This window comes from Halopseudomonas phragmitis (assembly GCF_002056295.1).
In the GTDB taxonomy this organism is placed as follows: domain Bacteria; phylum Pseudomonadota; class Gammaproteobacteria; order Pseudomonadales; family Pseudomonadaceae; genus Halopseudomonas; species Halopseudomonas phragmitis.
The window spans coordinates 1,025,899-1,039,489 of record NZ_CP020100.1 but is presented as its reverse complement, the minus strand read 5'-3'; the positions used below and the strand labels follow the sequence as shown (position 1 = coordinate 1,039,489).

The 13,591-nt window shown below is 59.5% G+C and carries 17 protein-coding genes; 4 read left to right on the top strand and 13 right to left on the bottom strand.

Annotated elements, in window-relative coordinates:
* Nucleotides 1-56: 56 nt before the first annotated feature.
* Entirely contained in the window at nt 57-428 is a 372-nt protein-coding gene (locus BVH74_RS04850; RefSeq protein WP_080048978.1) for a DUF3301 domain-containing protein, read from the top strand.
* Nucleotides 425-772, top strand: coding sequence for an MmcQ/YjbR family DNA-binding protein (locus BVH74_RS04845; RefSeq protein WP_080048977.1), 348 nt, complete (start codon nt 425-427; stop codon nt 770-772). Before BVH74_RS04850 ends, BVH74_RS04845 begins: the two co-directional genes overlap by 4 nt.
* 3 nt (nt 773-775) lie before the next feature.
* On the opposite strand, the gene folE2 is transcribed toward BVH74_RS04845, so the two are convergent.
* Nucleotides 776-1,672 carry a GTP cyclohydrolase FolE2 gene (folE2, locus tag BVH74_RS04840; RefSeq protein WP_080048976.1) on the bottom strand — a complete coding sequence of 299 codons (897 nt, stop codon included), beginning with the start codon at nt 1,670-1,672 and terminating at the stop codon, nt 776-778.
* A gap of 96 nt (nt 1,673-1,768) precedes the next feature.
* Between folE2 and BVH74_RS04835 the strand changes: the two genes are divergently transcribed.
* Both BVH74_RS04835 and BVH74_RS04830 read left to right on the top strand, forming a co-directional pair.
* Entirely contained in the window at nt 1,769-2,719 is a 951-nt protein-coding gene (locus BVH74_RS04835; RefSeq protein WP_080048975.1) for a CobW family GTP-binding protein, read from the top strand.
* A 27-nt stretch (nt 2,720-2,746) separates the two neighbouring features.
* Entirely contained in the window at nt 2,747-3,109 is a 363-nt protein-coding gene (locus tag BVH74_RS04830) for a hypothetical protein (RefSeq protein ID WP_080048974.1), read from the top strand.
* Between the two features lie 64 nt (nt 3,110-3,173).
* Here BVH74_RS04830 and BVH74_RS04825 read toward each other — a convergent pair whose 3' ends face one another.
* From BVH74_RS04825 to BVH74_RS04770, 12 genes are all read right to left on the bottom strand, one after another.
* Nucleotides 3,174-3,638, bottom strand: coding sequence for a DUF192 domain-containing protein (locus BVH74_RS04825; RefSeq protein ID WP_165443816.1), 465 nt, complete (start codon nt 3,636-3,638; stop codon nt 3,174-3,176).
* A 49-nt stretch (nt 3,639-3,687) separates the two neighbouring features.
* The gene (gene cfaB, locus BVH74_RS04820; protein WP_080048973.1) at nt 3,688-4,872 is read right to left on the bottom strand and encodes a C17 cyclopropane fatty acid synthase CfaB; all 1,185 of its coding nucleotides are present in this window, start codon (nt 4,870-4,872) and stop codon (nt 3,688-3,690) included.
* A 116-nt stretch (nt 4,873-4,988) separates the two neighbouring features.
* Nucleotides 4,989-6,353 carry a bifunctional UDP-N-acetylglucosamine diphosphorylase/glucosamine-1-phosphate N-acetyltransferase GlmU gene (gene glmU, locus BVH74_RS04815; RefSeq protein ID WP_080048972.1) on the bottom strand — a complete coding sequence of 455 codons (1,365 nt, stop codon included), beginning with the start codon at nt 6,351-6,353 and terminating at the stop codon, nt 4,989-4,991.
* Between the two features lie 127 nt (nt 6,354-6,480).
* Complete coding sequence (locus BVH74_RS04810; RefSeq protein ID WP_080048971.1) at nt 6,481-6,924, bottom strand: F0F1 ATP synthase subunit epsilon; 444 nt, start codon at nt 6,922-6,924, stop codon at nt 6,481-6,483.
* A 43-nt stretch (nt 6,925-6,967) separates the two neighbouring features.
* Nucleotides 6,968-8,347, bottom strand: a complete 1,380-nt coding sequence (atpD, locus tag BVH74_RS04805; protein ID WP_080048970.1) for a F0F1 ATP synthase subunit beta — start codon at nt 8,345-8,347, stop codon at nt 6,968-6,970.
* A gap of 33 nt (nt 8,348-8,380) precedes the next feature.
* Nucleotides 8,381-9,241, bottom strand: a complete 861-nt coding sequence (atpG, locus tag BVH74_RS04800) for a F0F1 ATP synthase subunit gamma (RefSeq protein ID WP_080048969.1) — start codon at nt 9,239-9,241, stop codon at nt 8,381-8,383.
* Nucleotides 9,242-9,312: 71 nt separating this feature from the next.
* Nucleotides 9,313-10,857, bottom strand: a complete 1,545-nt coding sequence (gene atpA, locus BVH74_RS04795; RefSeq protein WP_080048968.1) for a F0F1 ATP synthase subunit alpha — start codon at nt 10,855-10,857, stop codon at nt 9,313-9,315.
* A gap of 17 nt (nt 10,858-10,874) precedes the next feature.
* A complete protein-coding gene (locus BVH74_RS04790; protein WP_080048967.1) occupies nt 10,875-11,411 on the bottom strand; it encodes a F0F1 ATP synthase subunit delta in 537 nt (178 codons plus the stop codon).
* Nucleotides 11,412-11,423: 12 nt separating this feature from the next.
* The gene (locus BVH74_RS04785) at nt 11,424-11,894 is read right to left on the bottom strand and encodes a F0F1 ATP synthase subunit B (RefSeq protein WP_080048966.1); all 471 of its coding nucleotides are present in this window, start codon (nt 11,892-11,894) and stop codon (nt 11,424-11,426) included.
* Nucleotides 11,895-11,985: 91 nt separating this feature from the next.
* The gene (atpE, locus tag BVH74_RS04780; protein WP_080048965.1) at nt 11,986-12,225 is read right to left on the bottom strand and encodes a F0F1 ATP synthase subunit C; all 240 of its coding nucleotides are present in this window, start codon (nt 12,223-12,225) and stop codon (nt 11,986-11,988) included.
* 68 nt (nt 12,226-12,293) lie between these two features.
* Nucleotides 12,294-13,172 (bottom strand): F0F1 ATP synthase subunit A, encoded by an 879-nt coding sequence (gene atpB, locus BVH74_RS04775; protein ID WP_080048964.1) that lies wholly within the window; start codon nt 13,170-13,172, stop codon nt 12,294-12,296.
* Nucleotides 13,173-13,186: 14 nt separating this feature from the next.
* Nucleotides 13,187-13,591: a F0F1 ATP synthase subunit I gene (locus BVH74_RS04770; protein ID WP_080048963.1), complete on the bottom strand. Its 405-nt coding sequence runs from the start codon at nt 13,589-13,591 to the stop codon at nt 13,187-13,189.

The window sequence follows — 13,591 nt, the reverse complement described above, 5'->3', positions numbered from 1 at the left end:
CCGAGTGCTCAGTTGTAGGATAGAGTCTGATCTTTACCACAACGAAAGGGGTTTCCATGTTCGATCTGGGCCATGTCGCCCTGTTACTGCTGGCGGCAGCGATCGGCACCTGGCTATGGCGTGGCCTGGGCTTGCGCGACCGGGCGCTGGGCCTGGTACGCCAGCATTGTGCCAAAACCGACGTGCAACTGCTGGACGAAAGCATCGCCCTGACCCGGCTGCGCCTGGGGCGCAATCGACATGGACGCTGGGGCTGGGTGCGGCGCTACGGGTTCGAGTTCACAGTTACCGGCGAACGGCGCTACAACGGCCACATCGAGTTGCATGGTAACCAGCTCCAGCATATCGAACTGGCACCGCATCCTTTCCCTGGGGACGACAACCCACCGCCCCACAACTATCACGACAATGTGCGACCGCTGCGATGACCGACAGTGAGCTTGCCTCGCTGTGCCTGCATCTGCCGGGCGTACGCGAGGATATCAAATGGGGCAATTACCGGGTGTTCTCGGTCGCGGACAACAAGATGTTCGCGCTGATTGATGTGCATGATCACAGTTGCTCGCTCAAGGTAGCCGATGACCTGTTTCTGGGCTATTGCGATCGCCCTGGCGTCAGCCCGGCCCCCTACCTGGCCCGGGCTCACTGGGTTACCTTGAGCTATCCCTATCCGCTACCTGAAGCCGAGTTACGCCAGCGGCTTAAGGAAGCCCATCAACTGGTGGTACGCAAGCTGCCCAAGCGTCGCCAGATCGGCCTGCTGCTCGACTGATCGTCAGCGCCAGTTAGAGCTGGCCCTGGCCACCGCATCGTGGTCATGCAGACTTTCAGCATGCACCACCCGTAACGTGAAGCCCTCAATCAACGACCAATCCCGCAGACTGGCATGCAGCCGCCTGGCGGCATCTTCGCAGAACATCAGATTCTGACCATTGGCCAAGGCGAAGGCCTGCTCGTCGGCGCGCTTGACCGCAGTCTGCACCGCAGTACCCAGCGCCTGTTCGATCCGCTCAACCAGTTCCACCATAGGCAAGCGCTCGAAACGTGCAGGCAGCCGGACCTGTACATGAGCTTGGCTACGCTGGCTGTGTGGTGTGGCGACAATGCCCTGTGGGCTGCCCAGCCAGTCAAGCACAGCGGCATGGTTCAGCTCACGGCTGCTGAAGTCCTCGGCAAAACGCTGCTGGATCAGTTGCCGAGCCAGGGCGGCTGAGCACGGACAGGTCGATGAATAGGCCACCTGTAACCCTAGTTCCACGTGGAACCCCTGCGGCCCCAGTCGACCATGCACAACCAGCGGGTAAGCCTTCCAGCCAGCCAGCGGGCTGACCAGCGCTGGCCTACGCAGGGGCAGTTCGCCATGCAGGCTTAGTGTCGCCTGATCGGCCAGGGCGCTGTGGCTGTCCAGAAACTCCTGCAGGAGCTGCTCCAGGAACGCCCCGGTCAGCGGCTGGCGATCCAGTCTGTCGAGCGCCAGGTACAGACGCGACATGTGGATCCCCTTGGCCTCAGCCTGGCGCAGATTAACCCCGACATCGGCCTTCATCAGCAACGGAGCAACATCGTCACCCAGTACTACCCGGGCGGCAACGGCCTCCATACCGACCCAGTCGAGCGTTGCCGCGATCTGGGTCCGTTGCGCAGCGATATCGGGCAGGGTGTTGGCATTCATGGCGACCTCACAAAAGGTTATGTTATAACACTTTTATTATTTCAGCCCAAGCTGCGCACTGAGGTATGCTGTTGGCTATCACTACGGATCAGCCCCATGCTCAACGCCATCCCCACTCACTTGATCGCCGGCCCGCTCGGTGCCGGCAAGACCAGCCTGTTGCGCCATCTGCTCGGCCAGCGTCCGGAGAACGAGCGCTGGGCCCTGTTGATCAACGAGTTCGGTGAGTTAGGCATTGATGCGGCGCTGCTGGAGCAACCCGAGAGCGGCGTGCAGATCGCCGATATCGCCGGCGGCTGTCTATGCTGCGTCAATGGCGTACCGTTTCAAGTCGGTCTCAGTCGTCTGCTGCGCCGAGCCCGGCCTGACCGGCTGTTGATCGAGTGTTCCGGCCTGGGTCACCCCGCCACGCTCCAGCAGCAATTGCAGCAGCCGCCCTGGGACAGGGTTCTGCAGCTGCAACCGCTGATCATGGTGCTCGATGCCCGCCAGCCTCTGAAGCTGTCCCCGGCGCAGGCCAGCGCACTGCCGCAAGCTGGGCTGCTGGTATTGAACCGGATCAGTGACTGCTCACAGCCGCCTCAGTTGCCTGGCGAGTTGAGCGGTATTGAACAGGTGAGCTGTGATCACGGCGCTCTGGCGCTGGCCTGCCTGCCACAAACCGCCGAGAAAAAGCCTGGGGCCGAGCCACCGCCTGTATTGAACGCCAGCCCGGCGCCGCTGCCATTGTGGCAAACCCAGGATGACTGGCACTGTCTACAGCGTCAGCAGGACGGTTTTCACAGCATCGGCTGGCGGCTGCATCCCCAGCTCAGGGTCCAACGCCAAGCGCTGGCACAATGGCTGGCTGAACAACACTGGCTGCGGGCCAAGGGCATTTTCAATACCGAGGCCGGCTGGATGAGTTTCAACTGCCTGGCGCCCGAACCTTTGCACTGGCGCGTCAGTGACTGGCGCAATGACAACCGCCTGGAGTTGATCAGTACCGTGCCCCTTGAGCGCCAAGAGCTGGAGTCCGGCTTGCGGCGGCTGCTGCACAGCCAGTAAGGTAGGGTTTTGCCCGGATTGAAATCAATGTCGCTGCGCCTGTTGAGCTTGTTTCCCCTGTGTCTGCTTTCGACTCTGGCTATGGCTGAGGCCTGCCTGATCGAATCCAATGACGACCAGCTACCGATTCGTATGTGTCAGCAAAACCTGACCATCCCGGCGCAACTGTTCAGTGACAGCTTCTGTCAGCCGCAGATTCCTGACCGCAGTTTCCAGGTACAGATGCTCGAACAGTGTCCGGAGGGCGCCTATGGCATTTGTCAGGGCGCGCGCAGCGAAGGGGTGGCCTATCAGCAATCGATCCACTATTACAGCGATCCGGACGATGCACCGGTATTGCAGGCTTACTGTGAGCAGATCAGCCAGGGCCGTTGGATAGAAAATCCCTGAATACCTGGGGCCATGCCCGGAGGTCTGTGTGACTCTGGTAGGTCGCGCACCAGAGCAAGAGCATTTACTGGGGCGGGGCCGGACGCAGGGTCAATTCACCCAGCTCGAGCTGAGCGCCGGGTTGCAGGCCCAGACGCTCGGCGCTGCCGGCAGCCAGTTCGATGACAAAACGCAGCGGCTGCTCGGCGCGGTAAATCGGGCAGGGCATGGCCTGGCACGGCGGCACCTGTTCGAAGATCTGCACCAATTGCCCCTGATCATCAACAAACAGCAGATCCAGGCTGATGAGCATGTTGCGCATCCAGATCGCCGGCCGGGTGCCGGCGGGAAAATCGAACAGCATGCCGCCATTGGTATCCAGTGCCTCACGGCCCATCAGGCCCTGCTGTCGGCTGATCGGATCATCGACCAGTTCCAGTTGAAACAACTCGTCGCCCAAGGGCAGGGCCAACCGTGGCAGCTCGGCCGCCACCCAGCTACTGACGGTTGTCAGCCAACCTGCAATCATCAGCGCCAAAACCGTGCGCATAACCCTTCCCCCAGCTGTCCAATACCCTGCTACCGCCCGGTGCGGCTGCCTAACGGTACAGATCAGCCCGGGTCCATGGCAAGTCATGACTGCCGTCGGCATGCGGTTTGACCGCCAGTATCTGGTGAATATTCATCCAATTGCGGCGAAAGCCATAGGCGCATCCGGCCAGATAGATCCGCCAGATCCGCAGGGCCTTGTCGTCGATCAACGTCCTGGCTCGCTCAAGCTGTCGTTCAAGATTGTCGCTCCAGCACTCCAGGGTTCGGGCATAGTGCAGGCGCAGGCTCTCGACATCGACCACTTCCAGCCCCTGCTCGCTCATGCTCGACACCGCCATGGCCAGATGCGGTAGCTCGCCATGGGGGAACACGTAGCGGCCGATGAAGTCTCCGGCACCACGCCCCACCTGACGACCGTCGGTGTGCTTGGAGGTGATGCCATGGTTCATCACCAGCCCACCGGGCTTGACCTGGTCGTGGAGAACCTTGAAGTAGGCATCCAGATTGGCATGACCAACGTGCTCGAACATGCCAACGCTGACCACCTTGTCGAACTGCTCCTGACCGGTCAGGTCGCGGTAGTCCTGCAGCTCCAGCTGAATATGCTGGTCGAGCCCGGCTTCAGCGTTCTTCTGCCTGGCCAGCTCCAACTGCGCCTGACTCAGGGTAATGCCATACACCTCGACGCCATAGTGCCTGGCGGCATGCCGGGCAAGACCGCCCCAGCCACAGCCGACATCCAGCAAGCGCTCCCCCGGCTGCAGCCGCAACTTGCGACACAGGTGATCCAGCTTCTGTTGTTGAGCCTGGGCCAGACTGTCATTGACCGAGTGAAAATAGGCACAGGAATAGACCATTTCCGGATCCAGCCACAGGCCGTAGAACTCGTTGGAAAGGTCGTAATGGTAGGAAACCGCTGCCGCATCGGTGTGCTTGTCATGTGCCTGGCGCTGGGGCGCTGGACCGGGATCATCGCCCAGCAACCCCTTGCTGAGCATATCGGCCACTTCAATCACATCCATGATCGGGCCATGAATTTCCATCCGTCTGGAAATGTAGGCTTCGCCCAGCTTGTCCAGACTCGGTTCGGTCAGCTCCTCAAGCAGACTCAGATCCTGAATCTCCAGGGTCACCCGTGGGTGGGGGCCCAGATCGAGGGTCGGTCCACCCTTGAGGGTCAATCGCAGCGGCAGCTGCAGGTTGCGCAAGCTAGGGGAAAGCTTCACCAGCATACGGATTCTCCTGTGTCCGTCGGCCATACCCCTTTAACTATAGAACAGGGTCGCGGCACAGGAGTGATTGCGTTTTTGTATGGTGCCCTTAGCCCAGGCCGATCAGAGGCCGCAGCTCAGCCCTGTTTCTGCGGGCGTTTCCAGCCACCAATATTGCGCTGCTTGGCCCGGCCCACCCCCAGATCACCGGCCGGAACATCCTGGGTAATGGTGGAGCCAGCACCGGTCGTGGCGCCATCACCAATCGAGACCGGGGCAACCAACGCAGTATTGGAGCCAATGAAAGCTCCCTCACCAATCCGGGTCTTGAACTTGTTGACCCCGTCGTAGTTGCAGGTGATGGTACCAGCACCGATATTAGCGCCGGCTCCCACTTCGGCATCACCGACGTAGGACAGGTGATTGATCTTGGCCCCGGCACCGATCTCGGCTTTCTTGGTCTCGACGAAATTACCAATTTTGGCCTTGGCCGCCAGGCGGGTGCCGGGCCGTAACCGGGCATAGGGGCCAACATCGCAGAGCGGGCCAACCTCAGCGCCTTCGAGATGGCTGAAGGCCTTGATCACACTGCCAGCGCCAATCACACAGTCCTTGAGCACGCAATTGGGACCGATCTCAACGTTGTCCTCAATCACCACCCGGCCTTCAAGCACCACGTTGATATCGATCAGAATGTCCCGTCCGACCTGAATGTCACCGCGTACATCGAGTCGTGCCGGATCCAGCAGGGTTACCCCCTGGACCATTAGCCGTTCGGCCTGACGGCGCTGATAGACCCGCTCCAGCACCGCCAGTTGCTGACGGTTGTTGGCACCCATCACCTCGTCTTCATCCTGGGGCTGGGCTACCTGGACCGGTACTTGCTGGCTGACTGCCAGAGCCACTACATCGGTCAAGTAATACTCGCCCTGGGCATTGTCGTTGGACAGGCTGGTGAGCCATTCAGCGGCGTAGCGTCCGGGCAACGCCATGATTCCGGTATTGCCTTCACTGATTTGCAGTTGCTCAGCACTGGCGTCCTTCTGCTCGACAATCGCCTGGACCTGGCCAGCAGCATTGCGCACGATACGCCCATAGCCGGTCGGATCGGCCATCTGCACGGTCAGCAGTCCCAAGGCCTCGGTGCCGGCCTGGATGCTGAGCGCCTGCAGAGTCTCGACCCGCAGCAGCGGCACATCGCCGTACAGGACCAGAATCTGCTCGGCCGCCTCGATCTGCGGCAAGGCCTGCGCTACCGCATGACCCGTGCCCAGTTGTTCGGCCTGCAATACCCAGTTGATATCCTCGGCATCCAGCCGTTCGCGAACCAGTTCGGCACCATGGCCAATCACCACATGAATCTTTTGCGGCGCCAGCGCCCGGGCACAGTCGATCGCATGGCCCAGCATCGGCTTGCCGGCTACCGGGTGCAGAACCTTCGGCAGGGCAGAGCGCATACGGGTGCCTTGGCCGGCGGCCAGAATGACGACGTGCAGATTCATCGGCGGGTCCTTTTACGGATAACGAAGACAGGGGCGGATCATAACAAAAAAGTACTCGGGGGCTGGAGGCCCGCGGTCTTTGCCGCTTCAACAAAAAAGGCAGCCGAAGCTGCCTTTTTTGACGGGGTTAGCGGTTGTTAAGCGCCGGTCCACCGTATTTCTTGCGCATTTCCTGCACGGTACGAAGCTGGGCGGCGGCTTCAGCGAGACGGGCGGAGGCCGAACCGTAGTCAAACTCGGCGCCTTTCTCGTTAAGAGCCTTTTCTGCGGCCTTCTTCGCTTCCAGAGCGGCTGCTTCATCAATGTCGCCAGCACGGATAGCCGTGTCGGCGAGCACCTTGACCATGCTCGGCTGAACTTCCAGGTAGCCGCCAGAGATGTAGTACACCTCTTCGCTGCCATCCTGCTTGATCACCCGAACCGGGCCAGGCTTAAGGTCGGTCAGCAGTGGAGTGTGACCGGGCAGAATACCCAGATCACCCATGTTGCCATGGGCCACGACCATTTCGACCAGGCCTGAGAACAGCTCTTCTTCCGCGCTTACGATATCGCAGTGCACTGTCATAGCCATTGTTTTGCCTCGGTTCTGCGCCCGCTTGCGCGGGCGCTACCCATTACATTTTCTTCGCTTTCTCGATGGCTTCGTCAATGGTACCGACCATGTAGAACGCCTGCTCCGGCAGGTGGTCGTAGTCACCATTGAGGATGCCTTTGAAGGCCCGGATGGTTTCCTTGAGGGCAACGTATTTGCCCGGAGCACCGGTGAAGACCTCGGCCACGAAGAACGGCTGGGACAGGAAGCGCTGCATCTTACGGGCACGGGCCACCAGCTGCTTGTCTTCCTCGGACAGTTCGTCCATACCCAGAATGGCGATGATGTCCTTCAGCTCCTTGTAACGCTGCAGAACATACTGAACGCCACGGGCGGTGTCGTAGTGCTCCTGACCGATCACCAGCGGGTCGAGCTGACGGCTGGTGGAATCGAGCGGGTCAACCGCCGGGTAGATACCCAGAGAAGCGATGTCACGGGACAGTACCACGGTCGCGTCCAAGTGGGCGAAGGTGGTTGCCGGCGACGGGTCGGTCAAGTCGTCCGCAGGTACGTATACCGCCTGGATCGAGGTGATCGAACCGGTCTTGGTCGAGGTGATGCGTTCCTGCAGAACACCCATCTCTTCGGCCAGGGTCGGCTGATAACCTACCGCCGACGGCATACGGCCCAGCAGTGCGGATACTTCGGTACCGGCCAGGGTGTAACGGTAGATGTTGTCAATGAACAACAGTACGTCACGACCTTCGTCACGGAACTTCTCGGCCATGGTCAGACCAGTCAGGGCCACGCGCAGACGGTTACCCGGCGGCTCGTTCATCTGGCCGTAAACCAGGGCTACCTTGTCCAGTACGTTGGAGTCCTTCATCTCGTGATAGAAGTCGTTACCTTCACGAGTCCGCTCACCCACACCGGCGAATACCGAGTAACCGCTGTGCTCGATGGCGATGTTACGGATCAGCTCCATCATGTTTACGGTCTTGCCCACACCGGCGCCACCGAACAGACCAACCTTACCGCCCTTGGCGAACGGACACATCAGGTCGATTACCTTGATGCCGGTTTCCAACAGCTCGTTGGAGCCAGATTGCTCGGCATAGGACGGAGCCTTGCGGTGAATACCCCAGCGCTCTTCTTCACCGATGGGACCAGCCTCATCAATCGGGTTACCCAGTACGTCCATGATCCGGCCCAGGGTCTTGACCCCGACTGGAACCTGGATGGCTGCACCGGTATTGTTCACGCTCAGGCCCCGCTTGAGACCTTCGGTGGTACCCATGGCGATGGCACGTACGATGCCGTCACCCAGCTGCTGCTGAACTTCCAGAGTCAGGTTGTCGTGCTCCGGAACTTGCAGCGCGTCATACACCTTCGGCACGTCAGCACGCGGGAATTCCACGTCGATGACCGCGCCGATGATTTGAACGATACGTCCGCTACTCATTGTTGGTTCCTCTAAAAGTTTGAAACCCTGTCGTCAAACCGCGGCGGCGCCGCCGACGATTTCCGAAATTTCCTGGGTGATCGCTGCCTGACGGGCCTTGTTGTAGATGAGCTGCAAATTGCTGATGAGCTCACCGGCGTTGTCAGTCGCGCTCTTCATCGCGATCATCCGGGCCGCTTGTTCGCAAGCATTGTTCTCGACCACCGACTGGTACACCTGGGACTCGATGTAACGAGTCAGCAGGCCATCCAGCAGGCCCTGGGCATCCGGCTCATACAGGTAATCCCAGCGTTCCTGGAGTTCGTCGCTTTCCGACGCCACCAGCGGAATCATCTGCTCCACCGTGGGCTGTTGCACCATGGTGTTGATGAAGGTATTGGATACCAGGTACAGACGGTCGATACGGCCTTCGTGATAACCATCAAGCATCACCTTGACGCTGCCGATCAGGTCATTGACCGACGGCGCTTCACCCAGGTGGCTGATGGCGGCCACGACGTTACCGCCGAAGCTGCGGAAGAAGCTGGCGCCCTTGCTACCGATCACGCACAGGTCGGTTTCAACGTTGCGATCACGCCATTCCTTCATGTTTTGAACCAGTGCCTTGAACAGGTTGGTGTTCAAGCCACCGCAGAGACCACGGTCCGTGCTGACCACGATATACCCCACCCGCTTGACTTCACGCTCTTGCATGAACGGGTGGCGGTATTCCGGGTTGGCATTGGCCAGATGACCAATTACCTGACGGATCCGCTCAGCGTAGGGGCGGCTGGCGGCCATGCGCTGCTGTGCCTTGCGCATTTTGCTGACCGCCACCTTTTCCATGGCGCTGGTGATCTTCTGCGTACTTTTAATACTCGCAATCTTGGTGCGAATCTCTTTTGCGCCTGCCATGTCACACCTTTCAGGTTAGCCCTTGGCCGGATCGCACGAAGCGGGACATGTCGCCATGCCCCGCGCTCGGCTTACCAGCTTTGGGTCGCCTTGAAGTTCTCGATGCCAGACTTGATACCGGCTTCGATCTCGTCGTTGTAATCGCCCTTCTCGTTGATCTTGGCCAGCAGATCGGCCTTGTCACGCTTGAAGTAGGCGAGCATGGCCTTCTCGAAGGCGCCGACCTTGTTGAGTTCGACATCGTTCAGGAAGCCCTTCTCGGCGGCATAGATGCTGATGGCCATTTCGGCGATCGACATCGGCGTATACTGGTCCTGCTTCATCAGCTCGGTAACACGCTGACCGTGCTCGAGCTGCTTGCGGGTCGCTTCGTCCAGATCGGAGGCGAACTGGGCAAAGGCTGCCAGCTCACGGAACTGGGCCAGCGCGGTACGAATACCACCGGACAGCTTCTTGATGATCTTGGTCTGGGCCGCACCACCAACACGCGATACCGAGATACCGGCGTTAACCGCCGGACGGATACCCGAGTTGAACAGGTTGGACTCGAGGAAGATCTGACCGTCGGTGATCGAGATCACGTTGGTCGGAACGAACGCCGATACGTCACCGGCCTGGGTTTCGATGATCGGCAGCGCGGTCAAGGAACCGGTCTGGCCTTTCACTTCACCGTTGGTGAACTTCTCAACGTACTCTTCAGAGACGCGCGAGGCACGCTCGAGCAGACGGCTGTGGAGATAGAACACGTCACCCGGGTAGGCTTCACGGCCCGGCGGACGACGCAGCAGCAGGGAGATCTGGCGGTAAGCCACAGCCTGCTTGGACAGATCATCATAGATGATCAGTGCGTCTTCGCCACGGTCACGGAAGTACTCACCCATGGTGCAGCCGGCGTAGGGCGCCAGGAACTGCAGGGCAGCCGGGTCGGAAGCCGATGCGGCAACTACCACGGTGTGCGCCAGAGCGTCGTGCTCTTCCAGCTTGCGTACCACGTTGGCGATGGTCGACTGCTTCTGACCAACGGCTACGTAGATACATTTGATGCCGGAGCCTTTCTGGTTAATGATCGCATCAACCGCCATGGCGGTCTTACCAGTCTGACGGTCACCGATGATCAGCTCACGCTGGCCACGGCCGATCGGAATCATCGCGTCAACCGACTTGTAACCGGTTTGCACCGGCTGGTCGACCGACTTACGCCAGATCACGCCCGGGGCGACCTTTTCGACCGCGTCGGTAGCCTTGGCATCAATCGCACCCTTACCGTCGATCGGATTGCCCAGCGCGTCAACGACGCGACCCAGCAGTTCCGGACCAACCGGTACTTCAAGGATGCGGCCGGTGCACTGGGCAGTCATGCCCTCGGCCAGGCTCAGGTATTCACCCAGAACCACCGCACCGACAGAGTCCTGCTCCAGGTTCAGCGCCATACCATAGACGCCACCGGGGAACTCGATCATTTCGCCGTACATTACATCGGCCAGGCCATGGATGCGCACGATACCGTCGGAAACGCTGACGATGGTGCCGACATTGCGGGCCTGGGAGCTGACATCGAGTTTCTCGATGCGCTTCTTGATAATTTCGCTAATTTCGGAAGGATTCAGTTGCTGCATGTGCCATGTCCCTCAAATCAGGATTTCAACGCCTCGGCGAGCTTTGCAAGCTTGCCGCGGACCGAACCATCGATGACCAGGTCACCCGCACGTACCAGCACACCGCCGATCAGGGCGGGATTGATGGTGACTTGAGGGGTCACTGTCCGGTCCAACCGCTTGGATAGTGCGGTTGCCAGCGTTTTCAGTTGATCTTCGCTCAGCTCGAAGGCGCTTTCGACTTCGACTGCGACGCTCCGATCGTGCTCCGCCTTGTGTTGCTCATAGAGCTCGGCGATTACCGGGATCAGGGGCAGACGGTCATTTTCGGCCAGGGTCCGGATGAAATTTCCGAACGCCTCGTCGATCTGACCTTCACACACCATGAGCAGGTCCTCGGCCTTGCGCTCACGGGTCAGACCCGGGTTGCGCACTCTATCGGCAAAAACCGCTTCGTTGATCGCAGCGCCAGCCAGAGCCAGCATGCCTGACCAGGCATCCAGCTGATTGGCTGTCGACGCGTGCTCGAAAGCGGCTTTGGCGTAAGGCCGAGCTAGCGTGTTGATAGTAGCCATCGCTCGCCTCGCTTAGAGTTGTGAGGCCAGTTTTTCGACCAGCTCACTGTGGGCCTTGGAATCCACCTCGGACTGCAGGATCTGTTCAGCACCCTTGACTGCCAGAGTGGCAACCTGGGCACGCAGTTGATCCTTGGCGCGATTCACTTCTTGTTCGATTTCGGCTTTGGCGGCCGCAATCAGGCGCTCACCTTCGGAACGTGCCTGCTGCTTGGCTTCCTCAATAATGAGGTTGGCACTCTTGTTGGCTTGCTCGATGATCTGAGTAGCCTGTTCCTTGGTCTCACGCAGGGTCTGGGAAGCTTTTTCCTGAGCGAGGCTCAGGTCACGCTGGGCGCGGCCAGCCGCATCCAGGCCTTCGGCGATTTTTTTCTGGCGTTCGGCCATGGCTGCCGTGATCGGCGGCCAGACGAACTTCATGCAAAACCAGACAAAAATAGCGAAGGCAATCGTTTGACCAAACAGCGTCAGATTAATGTTCACAGCGATTTACCTCGTGCTATTTCGTTGATACCTGGGGTGTGACGATCGATCTGACAGGGCCTGCGCCCTGCCAGTTATCGGAGTCGATCGATCAACCAGCCAGACCAGGGGCAACAACGAAGATCAGGTACATCGCGATACCAACGCCGATCATCGGCACGGCGTCGAGCAGACCGGCCATCAGGAAGGTCTTGGTCTGCAGCTGCGGGCCCAGTTCAGGCTGACGAGCAGTGGACTCCAGCAGCTTGCCGCCCAGCAGGGCGAAGCCGATACCAGTACCCAGAGCGCCCAGACCGATCATGATAGCGGCAGCGATGATTACGAGTTCCATAATTACTCCTAACTAAGTTTCAAGGTTGTAGTGCAAGGTTGTCGTTGGTTGAACAGGTTCTGACTGCGTCAATGGTCCTCATGGGCAGCGCTCAGATACACAATGGTGAGCACCATGAAGATGAAGGCCTGCAGCGGAATGACCAGGATGTGGAAGATCGCCCACGGCACGTTCAGTACCCACTGCAGGTAGAACGGCAGCAGCGCGATCAGGATGAACACCACTTCACCGGCATACATATTGCCGAACAGACGCAGCGCAAGGCTCAGCGGCTTGGTCAGCAGACCGAGAATTTCCAGGAACAGGTTGACCGGAATCAGGGCCCAGTGGTTGAACGGGGTGAAGGACAGCTCCTTCATGAATCCGCCGGTGCCCTTGACCTTGAAGCTGTAGAAAATGATCAGCGCGAACACCCCGATAGACATGCCGAAGGTGGCATTGGGATCGGTGGTCGGAACAATCTTGAAGTAGACGTCATGCGGGTCCATGCCCAGGACGTACTGACCGAACAGCACCGCCAGCTGCGGTATGTAGTCGACCGGAATCCACTTCAGCGAGTTCATCAGCAGGACCCAGACGAAGATGGTCAGGGCCAGCGGGGCGATCAGTGGATTACGGCCGTGGAAGGTATCCTTGACCATGTTCTGCACGAACTCGACAGTCATTTCGACCAGGTTCTGCAGCCCATTGGGGGTATCGACGGTGACGCGGGTAGCAACAAAACGGAACAGCCCAAGGAAGATGATCCCCATCAGGATCGACCAGCCCAGGGTATCCAGGTGGAATGCCATGAAGCCCATGTCAGCGGCTTCACTGCCACTCTTGGCCACGGTCCAGGTAGCTTCCTGCAACACAGAACCATCATAACGCTCATAACCGGCCGGCAGTTTGCCGAAGGTCAGATTCTGCAAATGGTGCTGAATATACTCTACTGATGTACTCGCCATATTCGCCTCAAACGCTAATGCTTTGGAAAGCCTCTGACGATGAGCAATGCGCTGGCACCTACAGCCAGCACCGCGAGGTACCCACCGAACACTGCGGCGACCTCCAGCGGTTTCACGCCCACCCACACCAGCACAAACAGTGCGGCGGTCAAAATCAGTTTGCCTGCCTCGCCGGAATACAGTTCCCGGACGATGGCGCGCGCCGACCGGGCACCGCTATAGCGGTACACCCGGTAGGCAAAATAAGCGTTGGGGACCAGTGCGATCAGCCCTCCCAACAAGCCGGAATAACCGGCAACCGGTCCCTGGAAAAACCACAGGATCGCGGCAACCCCGAGCATAACGAGGCATTGCAGCAGCAACACCGGGAAAGCGGGGAGCCGATGGAAGGGGGTTCTGTTGGGCGTTCTTGCGTCCAT

Excerpts from the sequence above, each read along its gene's own strand:
- atpE (WP_080048965.1), bottom strand. The coding sequence starts at position 12,225 with ATGGAACTCGTAATCATCGCTGCCGCTATCATGATCGGTCTGGGCGCT.
- BVH74_RS04770 (WP_080048963.1), bottom strand. The coding sequence starts at position 13,591 with ATGGACGCAAGAACGCCCAACAGAACCCCCTTCCATCGGCTCCCCGCT.
- BVH74_RS04850 (WP_080048978.1), top strand. The coding sequence starts at position 57 with ATGTTCGATCTGGGCCATGTCGCCCTGTTACTGCTGGCGGCAGCGATC.
- folE2 (WP_080048976.1), bottom strand. The coding sequence starts at position 1,672 with ATGAATGCCAACACCCTGCCCGATATCGCTGCGCAACGGACCCAGATC.
- atpD (WP_080048970.1), bottom strand. The coding sequence starts at position 8,347 with ATGAGTAGCGGACGTATCGTTCAAATCATCGGCGCGGTCATCGACGTG.
- BVH74_RS04835 (WP_080048975.1), top strand. The coding sequence starts at position 1,769 with ATGCTCAACGCCATCCCCACTCACTTGATCGCCGGCCCGCTCGGTGCC.
- BVH74_RS04810 (WP_080048971.1), bottom strand. The coding sequence starts at position 6,924 with ATGGCTATGACAGTGCACTGCGATATCGTAAGCGCGGAAGAAGAGCTG.
- atpG (WP_080048969.1), bottom strand. The coding sequence starts at position 9,241 with ATGGCAGGCGCAAAAGAGATTCGCACCAAGATTGCGAGTATTAAAAGT.
- BVH74_RS04830 (WP_080048974.1), top strand. The coding sequence starts at position 2,747 with ATGTCGCTGCGCCTGTTGAGCTTGTTTCCCCTGTGTCTGCTTTCGACT.
- atpB (WP_080048964.1), bottom strand. The coding sequence starts at position 13,172 with ATGGCGAGTACATCAGTAGAGTATATTCAGCACCATTTGCAGAATCTG.
- BVH74_RS04845 (WP_080048977.1), top strand. The coding sequence starts at position 425 with ATGACCGACAGTGAGCTTGCCTCGCTGTGCCTGCATCTGCCGGGCGTA.
- BVH74_RS04790 (WP_080048967.1), bottom strand. The coding sequence starts at position 11,411 with ATGGCTACTATCAACACGCTAGCTCGGCCTTACGCCAAAGCCGCTTTC.
- glmU (WP_080048972.1), bottom strand. The coding sequence starts at position 6,353 with ATGAATCTGCACGTCGTCATTCTGGCCGCCGGCCAAGGCACCCGTATG.
- cfaB (WP_080048973.1), bottom strand. The coding sequence starts at position 4,872 with ATGCTGGTGAAGCTTTCCCCTAGCTTGCGCAACCTGCAGCTGCCGCTG.
- BVH74_RS04825 (WP_165443816.1), bottom strand. The coding sequence starts at position 3,638 with ATGCGCACGGTTTTGGCGCTGATGATTGCAGGTTGGCTGACAACCGTC.
- atpA (WP_080048968.1), bottom strand. The coding sequence starts at position 10,857 with ATGCAGCAACTGAATCCTTCCGAAATTAGCGAAATTATCAAGAAGCGC.